Below are 14,199 nucleotides of genomic sequence, written 5' to 3' on the forward strand. Positions count from 1 at the left end.
CGCACCGGGTGCGTCGCTGCGCGCCCGGTGCTCATTCCCATTATCCCCAGAGGCTTGCCAACTGCCATCCCGTGATGGGCTCGAACTGTGCCCGGCCGCCTTCGGCGAACAGGCTGAGGTGGCGCTCGCCCGCCGTCGGATAGATGCGGCTGGTCAGGCAGGCCTGCCCCTGATTGACGAAGATCTCCAGCGATGAGCGGTCAATGAAGATCCGTAGTGACAGGGTGTCACCTTCTGGCAGCGGCACGCTGCGGCAGGTGCACAGGGCGGGGTTGTCATGAAAACGTTCCAGCACCAGTCGGTGCGCCTGATTGTCGACGAATAGGCGCGCCGCATTCCCGATGGCCAGCCCGTAACGCTCGGCGTCGTTGTCGGCCGGTCTCAACGTCAGGGTGAGTTCCTGCACGTCGTCCGCCAGCGGCAGATGCTGATTGGTCAGCGTCTGTGCCAAAAACGTGTGCGATTCTCGGCGCAGCGCCGCCAGTTCACGCGCCGGGTTCATGCGGACGCTGCCGTCGGCGGCCAGCGTCAGCTCACGCGGCAGGGTGAGGGCGCCCGCCCAACGGTGCGCTTTGCTGGGCATCGGTGATTCCCACATATCCATCCAGGCAAACAGCAGCCGACGGCCGTCGGCGGCGGTGAAGGTCTGCGGCGCATAGAAATCGTGGCCGGCATCCAGCTCGCAGAAGGGTTGGGTCACCCTAAAGTCGCTGTCAGGCCGCCAGTGGCCGAGCAGATAGCCGCTCTGGAAGCGATTGCGGTAGCGGTAGCCCTGTGCCGCCAGCCCCTGCGGAGAGAACAACAACAGGTGTTGTTCCCCCAGCGGGAAGAAATCCGGGCATTCCCACATATATCCTTGATGCGCCGCCTGCGCGCCGGCCAGCACCCGATCGAAGCGCCAGGCGCGCAGGTCTGCAGAACGGTACAGGCGCATCTGGCCGAGACCGTTTTCTTTGGCGCCGACCACCAGCCACCATTCGCCGTTCTCGCGCCAGACTTTCGGATCGCGAAAATGCTGAATGCCGTCCGGCGCGGCCAGCACCGGCCCGTGCTTGACGAAGCGTATGCCATCTTCGCTGGTGGCCAGACATTGCACTTCCCGCACCTGGCTGTCGTCGCCGGGCTCGCCCAGCCACACGTGGCCGGTGTAAAGCAACGTCAGCACGCCGTTGTCATCCACGGCGCAACCGGAAAAACAACCGTCTTTGTCATAGGGCGCATCGGGCGCCAGGGCGATGGGCTGGTGCTGCCAGCGGATCAGATCGCGGCTGGTCGCGTGCCCCCAGTGCATGGGCCCCCAGTGTTCGCTGTAGGGGTGATGCTGGAAGAAGGCATGATAGACGCCGTCAATACAGATCAGGCCGTTGGGATCGTTGATCCAGCCGGCGGGCGGCGCGAGATGGAACTGCGGGTAGTATTCGTCTCGGCGCTCTGCGCGCAGGGCCTCGACCGCATGGTCGGCTTGAGCTAAGGCAGTGTTCATTGGATAGACTCGCTTGATTTAATGGCGGATTGAAAGGGGGTTGCGCCGGCGGAACGTTCGCCGCGCAGCAGGAAACAGGAGACAAGCGTCGTGGCGGCGACCGCGCACCCCATCAGCAGATAGGTGTCGGCAAAGCCGATGCGGTCATAACCGTAGCCCGCCAGCGGCGACAGGAAGCTGGCCATCACCTGGGTGATGAACTGAAAGCCCACCAGGTAAAGCGTTGAGGAGAGGCGACTGTCGAAGCGGCTGGCGATGTATTTAAAGATAGCGATCAGCAGGATCGGCAACTCTACGGCGTGCAGCAGTTTCATGGCGGAGATCATCAATGCGCCGCTGACCAAGCCGGAGCCGAACATGCGCAGCGCCATCACGCCACCGGCCAGCAACAACCCCTGTTTGGCGCCGATGCGGTTCACCAGCAGCGGCGCCAGGAACATGCCGCCGGCTTCGAGGAAGACCTGCAGCGAGTTGAGGAAGCCGTACATCTCGTTGCCCTGTTCGCGTGAAGCGAACTGCGAAGCGAAGTAGACCGAAAATTGCTGATCGAAAACGTTGTACACGCTGATACCGAGCACAAACACCACCAGCGCCCAGAAGCCCGGCATACGCAGCAGCGCGAGCGCATCCTGCAGCCGCAGATTTTCCGGTTTGCCGAACGCCAGGCCGGCCATGGCGTTCGGCTTCAGCTCGCGCACCTGGCTGAGCAGCAACAGGAATACCACGGCGGCGGCGGAGGCCAGCCAGAAATTGATGTTCGGATCGATATTGAAGATAAAACCGGCCAAAAAGGTGGCGCTGGCCCAGCCGAGCGATCCCCACATGCGGGCGCGGCCGAATTCGAAACCGCTGATGCGGCTGACTCGCTCGGTATAAGATTCCAGCGCGCCGATGCCGGCGAAGAAGGTGGCGCCGATAAATACCCCGCCGACCAGCGCGCCGAGCGGCAGGCTGCTGGCCAGCAGCGGGGCGTAAACGTAGATAAAGAACGGGCCGGTCAGCAGCAGCATCACGCCGAGAAACTGCAGCAGGTGCTTGTGCAGCCCAAGTTTGTCCTGAATAAACCCGTACAGCGGCTGGGCGCACAGCGCCACCAACGAGATAGCGGAGAAGATCAGGCCGGTCTCGGCGCCTTTCAGGCCGATCTTCTGATTCAGCCACAGCGAGATCAGCGAAAAGCTGGAAGACCAGGTGAAAAAAAAGAAGAACAGCAGGCCGCTGAGCAGCACGTAATATTTTTTAGTTTCGCGGTTCATGGGTAGGGCCCCGGTGAGTGAAGTTAGTTCTATTGTTAACGTTAACTCGCAAAGGGATGAAGCCAGCAGATATCACGCATGCGATGTTAATCACAAAAGTTAACGTTAACATTTGTGCCTTGTGATCGAGGTCACGGGTTGGCAAGGGGGCGATGCGCCCCCCGGAAGATTAACGTTCGTTCAGCGAGCGCAGATGGTCGTCGCGGCGCAGCGTCATCAGCGCAAACAGGCTGACCACCGAGGTGGCGACCACGTAGTAAGCGGGAATGTCGATATTACCGGTCTGTTTGATCAGGCCGGTGATAATCAGCCCGGCCGAACCGGAAAACACCGCATTGGACAGCGAGTAAGCCAGCCCCAAGCCGGTATAGCGCACCCGGGTCGGGAACATCTCAGCCAGCATCGCCGGGCCGGGGCCGGCCAGTAGGCCGACCACGGCGCCGGCGATCATGACCGCCAGCCCTTTGGCCCACAGTGAACTCTGCGCATCCTGCAACAGGTGCAGCAGCGGGAAGGTGAACAGGATCACCGCCGCCACCGCCGTCAGCATCACCGTTTTACGCCCCAGTTTGTCGCTGACAATGCCCGCCGGCAGAATGGTCAGGGCGAAGCCGACGTTGGCGAGCACCGTCGCCACCAGCGCCTGCTGGAAGGTGGCGTGCAATGAGGTTTGCAAATAGGAAGGCATCACCACCAGGAAGGTATAGCCGGCGGCCGACCAGCCCATCATGCGGCCGATGCCGATCAAAATGGTTTTCACCACGCCACCCAGCTTCGCTTCCGGCGGCGCGGCGGCGTGTTCCGCATGTTGCTGCGCCTGGGTGAACGTGGGCGTTTCCTCGAGCTTGAGCCGCAGCCACAGCGCCACCGCGCCCAGCGGCAGCGCCAGCAGGAACGGAATGCGCCAGCCCCAGTCATGCAGCTGCTGCACGCTGAGCAGCGCGGCCAACAGCGCCACCAGCCCGGCCCCGGCCAGCAGGCCGAGCGCGACGGTCAGCGATTGCCAGGCGCCAAACAGCCCGCGCTTGCCCTTCGGGGCGAACTCGGTCATCAGCGACACGGCGCCGCCGAATTCACCGCCGGCGAACAGCCCCTGAAACATGCGCAGCAGCGTCAGCAGCAGCGGGGCGGCGACGCCGATCGAGGCATAGGTCGGCATGACGCCGATCAGCGCGGTGGCCAGCGTCATCAGCAGCAGAACCGCAATCAGCGTCGGGCGACGGCCGATGCGATCGCCGATGCGGCCGAAGATCACCGCGCCGATCGGCCGACAGAAAAACGCCAGCGCGAAGGCGGCGTAGGTGAGGATCAGGCTGGTGATTTCGTTTTCACCCTGCAGCGTGAAAAAATTGGCGGCGATAACGGTGGCCAGGAACCCGTACACCCCGAACTCATACCATTCGATAAAGTTGCCGACCGAGCCGGCCAGCAACGCCTGACGCGAGCGGCGCGCGTCGAGAGTCTGTTGATTCATCCCCGTTCCCATACTTTTGAATTATTGTTCGTCAGTTCTAAATTTATACGACAAAACAATCAATTGATTTCAGCGGGAACTGTGAAGCGCTCAGCGCAGGCCGTCGATACGCCACCATTCGGGGCAAACATCGGCGAACGCAGGGGATGGCGGAAGAGTGAAAACAAAAAAGGGCCGACGAATCGGCCCTTGAGCGGGGGAATGCCGTTACCGTTTAGGCCCGGCGTTCACCAATTTTTCACCCGCCGGGGTGACGGTATATTTGGCGAAGTTATCGATAAAGCGCTGCGCCAAATCCTGCGCTTTCTCCTGCCACAGCGACTCGTCGGCGTAGGTTTTGCGCGGATCGAGGATCGACGGATCGACGCCCGGCAGCGCGGTCGGCACGTCCAGCCCGAAGATCGGCAGCGTGAACGTCTCGGCCTGCTCAATGTCGCCATTCAGAATGGCGTCGATAATGCCGCGCGTATCCTTGATCGAAATACGTTTGCCGCTGCCGTTCCAGCCGGTGTTGACCAGGTAAGCCTGGGCGCCGGCGGCCTCCATGCGTTTCACCAGCACTTCGGCGTACTGCGTCGGGTGCAGCGTCAGGAACGCGGCGCCGAAGCAGGCGGAGAAGGTCGGCGTCGGCGCGGTGATGCCGCGCTCGGTGCCGGCCAGCTTGGCGGTGAAGCCGGACAGGAAATGGTACTGGGTCTGCTCCGGCGTCAGGCGCGATACCGGCGGCAGTACGCCGAAGGCGTCGGCGGTCAGGAAGATGATCTTGCGCGCATGGCCGGCTTTGGACACCGGTTTGACGATGTTCTCGATGTGATAAATCGGATAGGAAACGCGGGTGTTCTCGGTCTTGCTGGCGTCGTCGAAGTCGATGCTGCCGTCGGCCAGCACGGTGACGTTTTCCAGCAGCGCATCGCGGCGGATCGCCTGATAGATTTCCGGCTCCGCCTGCGGCGACAGCTTGATGGTCTTGGCGTAACAGCCGCCTTCGAAGTTGAACACGCCGTCGTCGTCCCAGCCGTGCTCGTCATCGCCGATCAGCTGGCGCTTCGGATCGGTGGAGAGGGTGGTTTTGCCTGTGCCGGATAGGCCGAAGAACACCGCCACGTCGCCTTGCTCGCCGACGTTGGCCGAGCAGTGCATCGAGGCGATGCCCTTCAGCGGCAGCAGGTAGTTCATGATCGAGAACAGGCCTTTCTTCATCTCGCCACCGTACCAGGTGCCGCCGATCAGCTGCATGCGTTCCGTCAGGTTGAAGGCGACGAAGTTCTCCGAATGCAGCCCTTGCTGCTGCCAGTCCGGGTTGGTGCATTTGGCGCCGTTCAGCACCACGAAGTCCGGCTCGAAGTCCGCCAGTTCGGCGTCGCTCGGGCGAATAAACATGTTTTTCACGAAGTGCGCCTGCCAGGCCACCTCGGTGATGAAGCGCACTTTCAGGCGCGTGTCGGCGTTGGCGCCGCAGAACGCGTCCACCACGAACAAACGCTTGCCGGAGAGCTGGTTGCCCACCAGCGTTTTCAGATGCTGCCAGACCTCCGGAGAGAGCGGCTGGTTGTCGTTCTTGCCGGTGCCGTTGTCCGACCACCAGACGGTATCGCGCGTGGTGTCGTCGCGCACGATGTATTTGTCCTTCGGCGAACGGCCGGTGAACTCACCGGTCGCGACGTTGACCGCGCCGAGTTGGGTGAGGGTGCCGCGTTCCAGCGGCGGCAGGTCGGCGCGGGTCTCTTCGGCGAACAGCAATTCATAGCTGGGGTTATAGACGATGTCGGCGGCCTGATGGATGCCGTAGCGAGCGAGGGTTTGTGGGGTAACAGCGCGTGAAGACATATTCTACTTCCTTATGAGTCATATTATGCCTCTTTCCCGTGCGGTGCCGCGCGCAGGATTAAGGTTCGGATCAAGCTGACCGGATTCAGCTAATGCGTTTCCGGTTCTTTATTAATAAAACAGGGGGCTTTTTCGCCCTCCTATAGCATAGCAGCGAATTTAAGCCTGCTTACTTTAATTACAAAATGCTGACGATAATTAATTAAAACCAACCTTGGCGGAGGGTCACAATATTGAATTTCGCCGGCGTAATTTAGTTTTGCATTTTTATTTTTTATCATATCGTCAGGGCTGTCCACTGTTTTATTTCTTATTAGAAAAGCGAAATCCACAATAGGATTTTTCGTAATCATTTGTTTTTGCTTGGCTATGGCAGGACTGTTGCGCCAGGTGAATCTAACCGTACTGTACGCTTGTCAGCAGGGTGAATAATGAAACAGATAAATGCAGAACTGGCCTGTGATAAAAATGCGGCATCGTCCGAATCCTCAGGATTAATTAATCAACTTCGTCAAATAGATATCGGTGCGGTGCCGATCGCGTTGTTTATCACGATTTGCGCGATCGTGGCGATTTCCGCCTACGCCAACTTCCTGCCGAAGAATATGATCGGCGGCCTGGCGGTGATAATGACGCTGGGCTTTGCGCTGGCGCAGTTGGGAAAAAGCATTCCCGTGCTGCGCGATATCGGCGGGCCGGCCATTCTGTGTTTGATGGTGCCGTCGGTGTTGGTCTATTTCAATGTCTTCCAGCCTAACGTCATGGGCACCGTTCATCTACTGATGAAAGACGCCAACCTGCTCTATTTCGTCATCGCCAGTCTGGTGGTCGGCAGCATTCTCGGCATGAACCGGGTGATCCTGATTCAGGGGATGATTCGCATGTTTGTGCCCTTGGTGGTCGGTACGGTGACGGCGGTGATCACCGGGCTGCTGGTGGGCAAGCTGTTCGGCTTTACCTTTTATCACACCTTTTTCTTCATCATCGTGCCGATCATCGGCGGCGGCATCGGCGAGGGGATTTTACCGCTGTCGCTGGCCTATTCGGCGATCCTGGGCTCGACGCCGGACGTCTACGTCGCGCAGCTGGCGCCGGCGGCGGTGCTGGGCAACATCTTCGCCATCGTGACCGCCGGGGTGCTGGCGCGCATCGGCATGCAGCGCAAGGCGCTGAGCGGCGACGGCATGCTGATCCGCTCGGCGCAGGAGAACGCGATGTTCGCCATCAAGGAGCAAAGCGGCAACGTCGATTTCCAACTGATGGGCGGCGGGTTGCTGGTGATCTGCGCCTTCTTTATCGTCGGCGGCCTGTTTGAACACATCGTGCATATTCCCGGCCCGGTGCTGATGATCCTGTTCGCGGTGCTGTGCAAATACTGCCGGGTGATCCCGGCCTCGATGGAGACCGGTGCGCACAGTTTCTACAAGTTCGTCTCCACCGCGCTGGTGTGGCCGCTGATGATCGGTCTGGGCATGCTGTACGTGCCGCTGGAAAGCGTGGTGGCGGTGTTCTCGGTCGGTTATGTGGTGGTCTGCGGTTCGGTGGTGCTGTCGATGGGGCTGGTCAGTTTCCTGATTGCGCCTTACCTGAAGATGTTCCCGGTGGAAGCGGCGATCGTCACCTGTTGCCACAGCGGCCTGGGCGGCACCGGTGACGTGGCGATCCTGTCGGCATCGAACCGCATGGGGCTGATGCCGTTCGCCCAAATCGCCACGCGCATCGGCGGCGCTTCCACGGTCATTGGCGCGACGCTGCTGCTCGGTTGGTTAGTCTAAGTCCAGGGTTTCTTATGGATAGCCGGGGTTGGATTGCCCCGGTTTTTTATTTCGAGGACAGCCGCACCCACAGCGTGATGAGCTATTTCAGCGAAAGCAACATCGGGCAGGACTTTAAAGGCGCGTACTCATCCGGGCCATTGCTCAACGACATCACGGCGATCCCGCATTTCTACGGCGCCAACATGCACACCCGCATCGGCGATACGATCTACGGTTTCAATTCCAATACCGATCGCGACTTCCTCACCGCCACCGGCGGATTGGATCCGCGACTTCGTGCGCGGTGAAGACAAGAACGATCTGACGCTGTTCAACACCGGCAGCGATTTCCTGGTGAAAGTGGTGGGGCAGCCGCTGGATGCGGGTGATTTCGTGTTGGCGTAATGCAGGCAACAAAAATAGGGCGTTTTGGGCAAAAACCCGACAATTCCTATTAATTCCGTCATATTAGCGTGACATAGTAGCGCGCAGAAGGCCGGGCTTGCATACCTCGGGCTTCTGTCGGATCGCCAACCTTTTCGGTTGGCGATTCATTTTCCGCCTTTCAGCATGTTGATGGCGGCGCCGAGCAGGATGCGCCGTTCGATATCGTTGCTGTCCGCCAGCTGCCGCGCCAGATGTTTTTCCAGCGTTTCCACCGACAGCGCTTCGCCGCGATGGCGCAGCTGCATCACGCCGTCGCCGATCAGGCGTGCGACCTCATCCCATACGGGTTTAATCTCCTGTTCCGAGAACGTCATGGTCTACCTCGGCTGGTTGATTTTTGCCCAATGTAGCAGCTGAACTGCGGCTTCGCTACCGGCTGCCTAAAACAGGAAGCATAAAAAACAAGCCATCAGTATTTCTTCTGGTTTTTACGCTCAATACTTGCGGTGTCGAAAAGCAGGAGAAAACATCATGAACTGGGTCGAAACCTTTACGGAGTACTACCGCCTGAGCCGCACGGGTGAAACGCAGCATTGGCTGTGTCGCCGCTGGTTGCCGCAGGGAGAGGCGCGCTTGGCCTATTTGCGGGAGTTGCTGGAGCCGACCGCGCCGCGGCGGCGGTGAGCAGGGCGCCGGCGTTTGGCCGGCGTCGTTTCGCGGGATTAACCGAAGGCTATCGCCGCCCAACGCAACAGCAGCAACGCCAGGCAGATCAGCAGCAGCACCACCACCATTTTACTGAGCTTGGCGCCCATGCGTTTTGTTGCCACGTTGTTTCCCCTTTAGCTGAAATACCAACCACCGGCGAGGATGATGAGGAAAAGCGTCACTAACGCGACGCCGTTGAGTAAATCGCTGAAGGTATCGTCAGCATCGATGTCATTTTGCCGCATGTTGCCGCCTGGCGGTCGCCATTGGGTGAATAATGTTCACAGTATGCGCCCGACAGCGCGGCAGGCACAGCGAAGAACGGTAAAAACGCGTAAAGGCGGCGGTGGCGGAACGCGCAGTCGCGCTTGCGACGGATGCAGACGGCCGGCAATACGTTGTACTATCCTGTCTGCATTGATGCATTTTTCCTAAAGGTATAATCATGGCGACGGCAATTCCACAGAAATACGAGCACCTTGAGCGCTGGGCGTTCGGCGATACCGAGCAGCAGGCCGATGAAGTGGTGCAATTGATCCTCAATGGCACCAAAACGGCCACCTGTTCCAACCTCGACGGCGAGGGGATCCCGCAGGCCGGCGATCGGTTCCTGGTGGTGGACGGCAAGGGTGAGCCGGTCTGCGCGGTCGAGCTGACCGCGGTGGAAATGAAAACTTACGATCAGGTCGATGAAGCGCACGCCTTTGCCGAAGGCGAGGGCGATCGCTCGCTGGCGCACTGGCGCAAAGAGCTGCAGCGCTTCTTCGAAGAGTACGATCTGTTCTCGCCGGACATGACGCTGGTGCTGATGAATTTCAAAGTCGTCGACAAATTCTAATCTTATGCGCGCCGTTCCCTACGAGTGCCAGTGGGCCAGCCCGGAACTGGCCGCCGATCTGATCGCCGGCCGCGCGACGCTGGCGCAAGACGAAAATTGGGCGCGCAGCGGCGCCCGCGATCGGGCGGAGTACGTCGAGTGGGCCAATCACGTGTGCGGCATGGCCTGTCTGAAAATGGTGCTGGGCCACCGCGACGGCGAAGCGCCGCCGCTGCTGGAGCTGGCGCGGCGCAGCCTGCCTTACGGCGCCTATGTGCGCGAAGGGGAGCGGATAAAGGGGCTGATTTACGCGCCGTTCGTCGAGTTCGTACGCGAGCAGTTCGCGCTGCAAGCGGAGGTGAAGGTGGGGCTGGAGGCCGCTGACGTGCCGGCGCTGCTTCAAGAATGCCGTTACTTTATCGCCTCGGTGCATCCCTCCATTCGCCGGCCGGAGAGCATACCGCCGCAGCGGGGCGGGCATCTGGTGCTGATCACCGCCGCCGATGCGCAAAGCGTGACCTTCCACAATCCTTCGGGCGACAGCCCGGCGACGCGCGAGCGGGTGCACCTGCCGCTCAGCCGCTTCACCCCTTTCTTTGCCGGCCGCGGCATCGCCATCGCATAAAAAAACGCGCTGTTTCCGATGAAAACAGCGCGTCGTCAGCAGTTCTGATGCATTTTCATGCCAGCCGCATCACCCAGGCGTCCGCCTGCCGATCGTAGTGCTGCTTGTACAGCAGTGACTGTTTGCCGTCGAGGATCGCCGGAATGCTGGTGTGTTCATCCCAGCCGTCCAGCTGCATGCACAGATCCGGATCGGACTTGCAGGGAATGCTCAGGGTGCCGGCGCGGTCGGCGCCGGCGTGAAGATGCGCGTCATCGACCTCGAAGCTGCCAATTTTTACGACGGTTTTGCTCATGGGAACTCCTTGCTCAATGGTGTGGTAGGAGGTTAGACCAGTGCGGCCATCGGTAACAGCATAGCCAAGTGAGCAAAAAATGCCACATAAAAATTACATTTTGGAAACAATTTCCACGACGGCAAAGCACCGCGCCTAGTATTCCACCACAAAACTGAGATTGTCTTGATAGCTGCCGACCGCCACTTCCGTCTGCGCCGCATTGACCGCCGCCTTATACGGGATGCTTTGCGCCAGCCCGGTGCCGGCGCCGCTCTGTTTGTTGGTGCTATCCCAAACGGTCGTCGTATTGGGCAAGTAAATCTGATACTGCATGAAATTGCTGGTGCCGCTTTTCATACGCCGCCAACCGGAGACCGGGTTATTGCCGTTGGTGAAATAGGTGTTGTATCCCTCGGTTTTGGTGCAGGTCAGGGTGATGCTCTGATTGACAGGATTGAACTGCCCGACCAACGCCATGCTGCCGAAGTTGACGTTGGGCGCGGTGCCGATCAGGCAGTCTTTGGTGATGGCGACGCTGACGCTGACCGTGCTGGCCTTGTTGACGCCGTCCCACCAGATGCACAGGCCGAGCACGCCGAGGCCGCAGATATGGTAGTTCCAGATCAGGTTGATGGTGTCGGTATAGGTGCCCGAACGCACGTTGGCGCCGGCGGTGGTTTTGATATACAGCGGAAAGTTGACGTTGGAGGAGATCAGGATCAGCGACAACAGATTCAGTGAACTGTAGTCAATGGTCTGCCCGATGCTGTAGGGATATTGATAGTTGGCGTCGGGATAGATCAGGTAGGCGATTTTATCGCCGGAACCGTCGGTGTTGGCGACCGCCATGCCGTTGGTGGTCGACGCAACCTTGACCGTGACGGTGTTCTGCGACAGCAGCGATAGCCCGAGGCCGGTACAGTTGAGGCCGGCGGTGCCCTGGGCGTTGATCTGCCCGTTGTAGACCACGAAAGAGCTGCTTCCCGGTAAGGTGACGGTGCCGTTGGTGGTGGCGCAGTCGGCGAATGCGCGCTGACAGAACAGTAGCGAGAGGGTTAACAATAAGAAGGCTTTCAATCCCCGAAACATAGTGACTCTCCGTCGTTGAATTAGCGGCAGACAACCGGGCCGACGCGCTGGATGCCCTGAGGCTTCGCCAGGCTGAATTCCGCCTGACACGGCGGGCCGCCGTCGGCCGGGATCACGCTCAGCCGATTGTGCTGTTGCACCGGGTCGATATAGGTCATGCCATCCCAACCGACATAGCTTTGCTGATTGCTGCCAACCACCGCCACCTGGCTGCCGTTGGCCAACGGTTTGCCTTGTTCGTCAACCAGTTCGACGTCGGCGGCGGAGATGGGTTGGATGGGGAACTCAACCAGAAAACCGCTGTGATCGCGAATGGCGACGGTTTTTTCCACCGTCGGCAGCGCGACGTCGGCGGGCAGGCTGAGCGGATCAATCTGGAATTTCGCATGGTAGTAAGAGGTGACGGTCGGCACCAGTAAATAGCCCTGGGCGTCGGTCTTGCCGATCGGCTGGTTCTCATAGCTCACCGGAATGTCGGCGTATCCTTGCGTGGACACCAGCGCAAAGGCATCGTTGATGGTGTTGGTGGCGTACACGCCGCCGTTCATCGCCACCAGCGAACCGCTGATTTCTCCCCAGTGGTTGGTTTCATCGCGGGTGCCGTATACGCCCGCTCGGGCTTCGAGTCTGCGGGTGCGCCAGGTCAGATCGGCCTGGCGGTAATCGCCGCCGCTCGGGTTATTGGCGTAGGCCAGATTCCAGCCGAAACCGCCATTGGTCGGCGCGGCGCGGCTGTAGCTGACGCGTTCGCTCCAGCGGTTGTTGTTGTCGCGCGCGGCGCTGAAGCTGGCCGTGCCCCAGCTGTCGAACGGAATGGAGAGCTGCAGCTGGGCGCTGTAACCGCTGCTGCCGATTTCCCGGTTCAGCGAGGCATACAGGCTGCTGTTGCGCCAAAGCGACACGCTGTAGGACAGGTTCACCAGGCGGGTTCGCTGAGCGATGGCGTCGCGGACGTCAAAATAACCGGCGCCGAGGCTGCCGAGCCGGCCCAGGCTGACGCTGCCGGTCAACTGATCGGTGCGGCGGCTCAGGCGGTAGTCGCTTTTATACACGGAAATGTCGCCAAAATCGGCGCTGCGCAGGATGCGTTGGGCGTTGAGGCTGAAACGTTGGTTGCTGTAGGTGTAACCAAAGCTGCTCTGATCGCCGTGGTTGCCGGTGTAGCGATAGACGGGCTGGGGATCCGGCTGTTGCAACGGCCTGCCGGTCAGCGGATCGTAATAGGTGGGGGATTGTATCGCCCGTCCGCCGTTAAACGCTTCATCGCCGGCCTGGCTGACGCTGTAGGACGCGTTGAGAACCCCCCATTGCCCGACGCGAAGGTCGGCGCCGGCGCCGCCAACCGCCAACTCGGCTGCGCCTTCGGCGCGTCCTTCCAGGGTTAACCAATCAGTGACGCCGTAACGTAAGCTGGCGCTGCCGACCCATTGCCCGTAATCGGCAGAACTCAACCCGTAGTTGCGCCGCAGCAAACCGGTGGAAATGCTGAAATCGCTCATGCCGGTCTGCAGCAGGTTGCTGGCCACGTAGAACGGCACCGTGGTGCTGACCTGGCGGCCGAGGGCGTCGGTGGTGACGACGGTGGCCTGACCCGCGCCGTTAATGTAGGGCACGCTGTTGAGGGTGAACGGCCCGGGATTGATGTTGGTGGTGCTGTTTTTATAGCTGTTGATGTATAAATCGACGCTGCTGGGCAATGCCGCCTGGCCGGAAAATTGCGGCAGCGGGTAGGTGATAAGATCCGGGCGCACCGCGAAATTGCGCGCCAATTGCAAGCCGCCGATGCGCACGGCGCTGCTCCAGGGGAGCGAGCCGGTGGTAAGGTCACCGGCGATCACACTCAGCATCCGCTGGTCGTCGTTGAAACGCCAGTAGCTGTCGTATCGAATATAGCGCCCGCCATCGTCGTTCGGCCCGCCGTTAAACCCGCTGCGGTAGATGCCGGTGTTGGCGATGACGCCGAACCCGTCGAACAGCCGCTGTTCGCTCCACGCCGACAGGTAGCCCGGCCGGCCATTGCCGTTGCTTTGGCTGGCATAGATATCGTAGTTGAACAGCAAACCCAGACTGCTTTGCGCCGGCAAGCGCTGCAACGGTGAATGGGCGCCGATGGTTTGCTGCGGCAACCAGTCGTTGGGCACGTTGATCAGCAACTGCTGGCTCTCGCCGCTGTAGCTGACATCCACCTTCTCCAGCCGATCGACGGCGATCTCTTTCGCCTGCTTATCCGCTACCGGCAGCCCGGCGTCGAGCAGTTGCTGGGGCGTCATGTAGTAATGGCCGCCGCGGTAGTTGACCGGCACGACGTTGCCGGTTTGGCGCCCGTTGACGACCGGCTCCAGATACAGCGTGGTGTCCGGCATGCTGACGGCGCTGGGCGGCGGCGGCAGATCGTCGCCGAGCGCAAACGGCAGCCAGCCGCCGGCCGCCATGCTCAGCATGGCAAACGCCAGCGGCCTAAGGCTGAAACGCCGCGTCGATAGCCTCCCTGTCGGCTGC

13 protein-coding genes and 1 pseudogene are annotated in these 14,199 nt (G+C 60.5%); 5 read left to right on the plus strand and 9 right to left on the minus strand.

The window, feature by feature from the left end; translation table 11 throughout:
• Positions 1–40: 40 nt before the first annotated feature.
• The 4 genes from ACJ8HH_RS06065 to pckA all read right to left on the minus strand — a co-directional run bounded on the left by ACJ8HH_RS06065 (position 41) and on the right by pckA (position 6,040).
• A complete protein-coding gene (locus tag ACJ8HH_RS06065) occupies positions 41–1,483 on the minus strand; it encodes a sucrose-6-phosphate hydrolase (protein ID WP_197766184.1) in 1,443 nt (480 codons plus the stop codon).
• Complete coding sequence (locus ACJ8HH_RS06070; RefSeq protein WP_197766185.1) at positions 1,480–2,739, minus strand: oligosaccharide MFS transporter; 1,260 nt, start codon at positions 2,737–2,739, stop codon at positions 1,480–1,482. The genes ACJ8HH_RS06065 and ACJ8HH_RS06070 overlap by 4 nt, the downstream gene beginning before the upstream one ends.
• A 169-nt stretch (positions 2,740–2,908) precedes the next feature.
• Positions 2,909–4,213, minus strand: a complete 1,305-nt coding sequence (locus tag ACJ8HH_RS06075; RefSeq protein ID WP_033653892.1) for an MFS transporter — start codon at positions 4,211–4,213, stop codon at positions 2,909–2,911.
• Positions 4,214–4,420: 207 nt separating this feature from the next.
• Positions 4,421–6,040 (minus strand): phosphoenolpyruvate carboxykinase (ATP), encoded by a 1,620-nt coding sequence (pckA, locus tag ACJ8HH_RS06080; protein ID WP_033653893.1) that lies wholly within the window; start codon positions 6,038–6,040, stop codon positions 4,421–4,423.
• A gap of 431 nt (positions 6,041–6,471) precedes the next feature.
• On the opposite strand from pckA, the gene ACJ8HH_RS06085 reads away from it, so the two are divergent.
• On the plus strand, positions 6,472–7,815 hold the full coding sequence (locus ACJ8HH_RS06085; protein ID WP_033638272.1) for a 2-hydroxycarboxylate transporter family protein: 1,344 nt from the start codon (positions 6,472–6,474) through the stop codon (positions 7,813–7,815).
• Between the two features lie 47 nt (positions 7,816–7,862).
• Positions 7,863–8,075, plus strand: a pseudogene (locus tag ACJ8HH_RS06090) (M10 family metallopeptidase C-terminal domain-containing protein); the annotation flags it as partial.
• Between the two features lie 273 nt (positions 8,076–8,348).
• Here the strand turns inward: ACJ8HH_RS06090 and ACJ8HH_RS06095 are convergent.
• Positions 8,349–8,558: a hypothetical protein gene (locus tag ACJ8HH_RS06095; protein WP_004931526.1), complete on the minus strand. Its 210-nt coding sequence runs from the start codon at positions 8,556–8,558 to the stop codon at positions 8,349–8,351.
• A 157-nt stretch (positions 8,559–8,715) separates the two neighbouring features.
• On the opposite strand from ACJ8HH_RS06095, the gene ACJ8HH_RS06100 reads away from it, so the two are divergent.
• Positions 8,716–8,868 carry a hypothetical protein gene (locus ACJ8HH_RS06100; RefSeq protein WP_162846222.1) on the plus strand — a complete coding sequence of 51 codons (153 nt, stop codon included), beginning with the start codon at positions 8,716–8,718 and terminating at the stop codon, positions 8,866–8,868.
• A gap of 38 nt (positions 8,869–8,906) precedes the next feature.
• Here ACJ8HH_RS06100 and yniD read toward each other — a convergent pair whose 3' ends face one another.
• Positions 8,907–8,999: a small membrane protein YniD gene (gene yniD, locus ACJ8HH_RS06105; RefSeq protein ID WP_223307179.1), complete on the minus strand. Its 93-nt coding sequence runs from the start codon at positions 8,997–8,999 to the stop codon at positions 8,907–8,909.
• Positions 9,000–9,337: 338 nt separating this feature from the next.
• On the opposite strand from yniD, the gene ACJ8HH_RS06110 reads away from it, so the two are divergent.
• Entirely contained in the window at positions 9,338–9,730 is a 393-nt protein-coding gene (locus ACJ8HH_RS06110; RefSeq protein ID WP_033638276.1) for an ASCH domain-containing protein, read from the plus strand.
• A gap of 4 nt (positions 9,731–9,734) precedes the next feature.
• The gene (locus ACJ8HH_RS06115) at positions 9,735–10,334 is read left to right on the plus strand and encodes a hypothetical protein (RefSeq protein WP_033646337.1); all 600 of its coding nucleotides are present in this window, start codon (positions 9,735–9,737) and stop codon (positions 10,332–10,334) included.
• A 55-nt stretch (positions 10,335–10,389) separates the two neighbouring features.
• Here the strand turns inward: ACJ8HH_RS06115 and ACJ8HH_RS06120 are convergent, their stop codons facing one another.
• From ACJ8HH_RS06120 to ACJ8HH_RS06130, 3 genes are all read right to left on the minus strand, one after another.
• Complete coding sequence (locus ACJ8HH_RS06120) at positions 10,390–10,629, minus strand: DUF1480 family protein (protein WP_004931517.1); 240 nt, start codon at positions 10,627–10,629, stop codon at positions 10,390–10,392.
• Between the two features lie 135 nt (positions 10,630–10,764).
• The gene (locus ACJ8HH_RS06125) at positions 10,765–11,700 is read right to left on the minus strand and encodes a Csu type fimbrial protein (protein ID WP_033638278.1); all 936 of its coding nucleotides are present in this window, start codon (positions 11,698–11,700) and stop codon (positions 10,765–10,767) included.
• Between the two features lie 20 nt (positions 11,701–11,720).
• Positions 11,721–14,141, minus strand: a complete 2,421-nt coding sequence (locus tag ACJ8HH_RS06130) for a fimbria/pilus outer membrane usher protein (RefSeq protein WP_197766187.1) — start codon at positions 14,139–14,141, stop codon at positions 11,721–11,723.
• Positions 14,142–14,199: the final 58 nt, after the last annotated feature.

It is taken from the genome of Serratia sp. CY32780 (assembly GCF_052169135.1).
Classification (GTDB): Bacteria; Pseudomonadota; Gammaproteobacteria; order Enterobacterales; family Enterobacteriaceae; genus Serratia; species Serratia sarumanii.

Coding starts and splice junctions, on each gene's coding strand:
- ACJ8HH_RS06065 (WP_197766184.1), bottom strand. CDS start 1,483: ATGAACACTGCCTTAGCTCAAGCCGACCATGCGGTCGAGGCCCTGCGC.
- ACJ8HH_RS06070 (WP_197766185.1), bottom strand. CDS start 2,739: ATGAACCGCGAAACTAAAAAATATTACGTGCTGCTCAGCGGCCTGCTG.
- ACJ8HH_RS06075 (WP_033653892.1), bottom strand. CDS start 4,213: ATGAATCAACAGACTCTCGACGCGCGCCGCTCGCGTCAGGCGTTGCTG.
- pckA (WP_033653893.1), bottom strand. CDS start 6,040: ATGTCTTCACGCGCTGTTACCCCACAAACCCTCGCTCGCTACGGCATC.
- ACJ8HH_RS06085 (WP_033638272.1), top strand. CDS start 6,472: ATGAAACAGATAAATGCAGAACTGGCCTGTGATAAAAATGCGGCATCG.
- ACJ8HH_RS06095 (WP_004931526.1), bottom strand. CDS start 8,558: ATGACGTTCTCGGAACAGGAGATTAAACCCGTATGGGATGAGGTCGCA.
- ACJ8HH_RS06100 (WP_162846222.1), top strand. CDS start 8,716: ATGAACTGGGTCGAAACCTTTACGGAGTACTACCGCCTGAGCCGCACG.
- yniD (WP_223307179.1), bottom strand. CDS start 8,999: ATGGGCGCCAAGCTCAGTAAAATGGTGGTGGTGCTGCTGCTGATCTGC.
- ACJ8HH_RS06110 (WP_033638276.1), top strand. CDS start 9,338: ATGGCGACGGCAATTCCACAGAAATACGAGCACCTTGAGCGCTGGGCG.
- ACJ8HH_RS06115 (WP_033646337.1), top strand. CDS start 9,735: ATGCGCGCCGTTCCCTACGAGTGCCAGTGGGCCAGCCCGGAACTGGCC.
- ACJ8HH_RS06120 (WP_004931517.1), bottom strand. CDS start 10,629: ATGAGCAAAACCGTCGTAAAAATTGGCAGCTTCGAGGTCGATGACGCG.
- ACJ8HH_RS06125 (WP_033638278.1), bottom strand. CDS start 11,700: ATGTTTCGGGGATTGAAAGCCTTCTTATTGTTAACCCTCTCGCTACTG.
- ACJ8HH_RS06130 (WP_197766187.1), bottom strand. CDS start 14,141: ATGCTGAGCATGGCGGCCGGCGGCTGGCTGCCGTTTGCGCTCGGCGAC.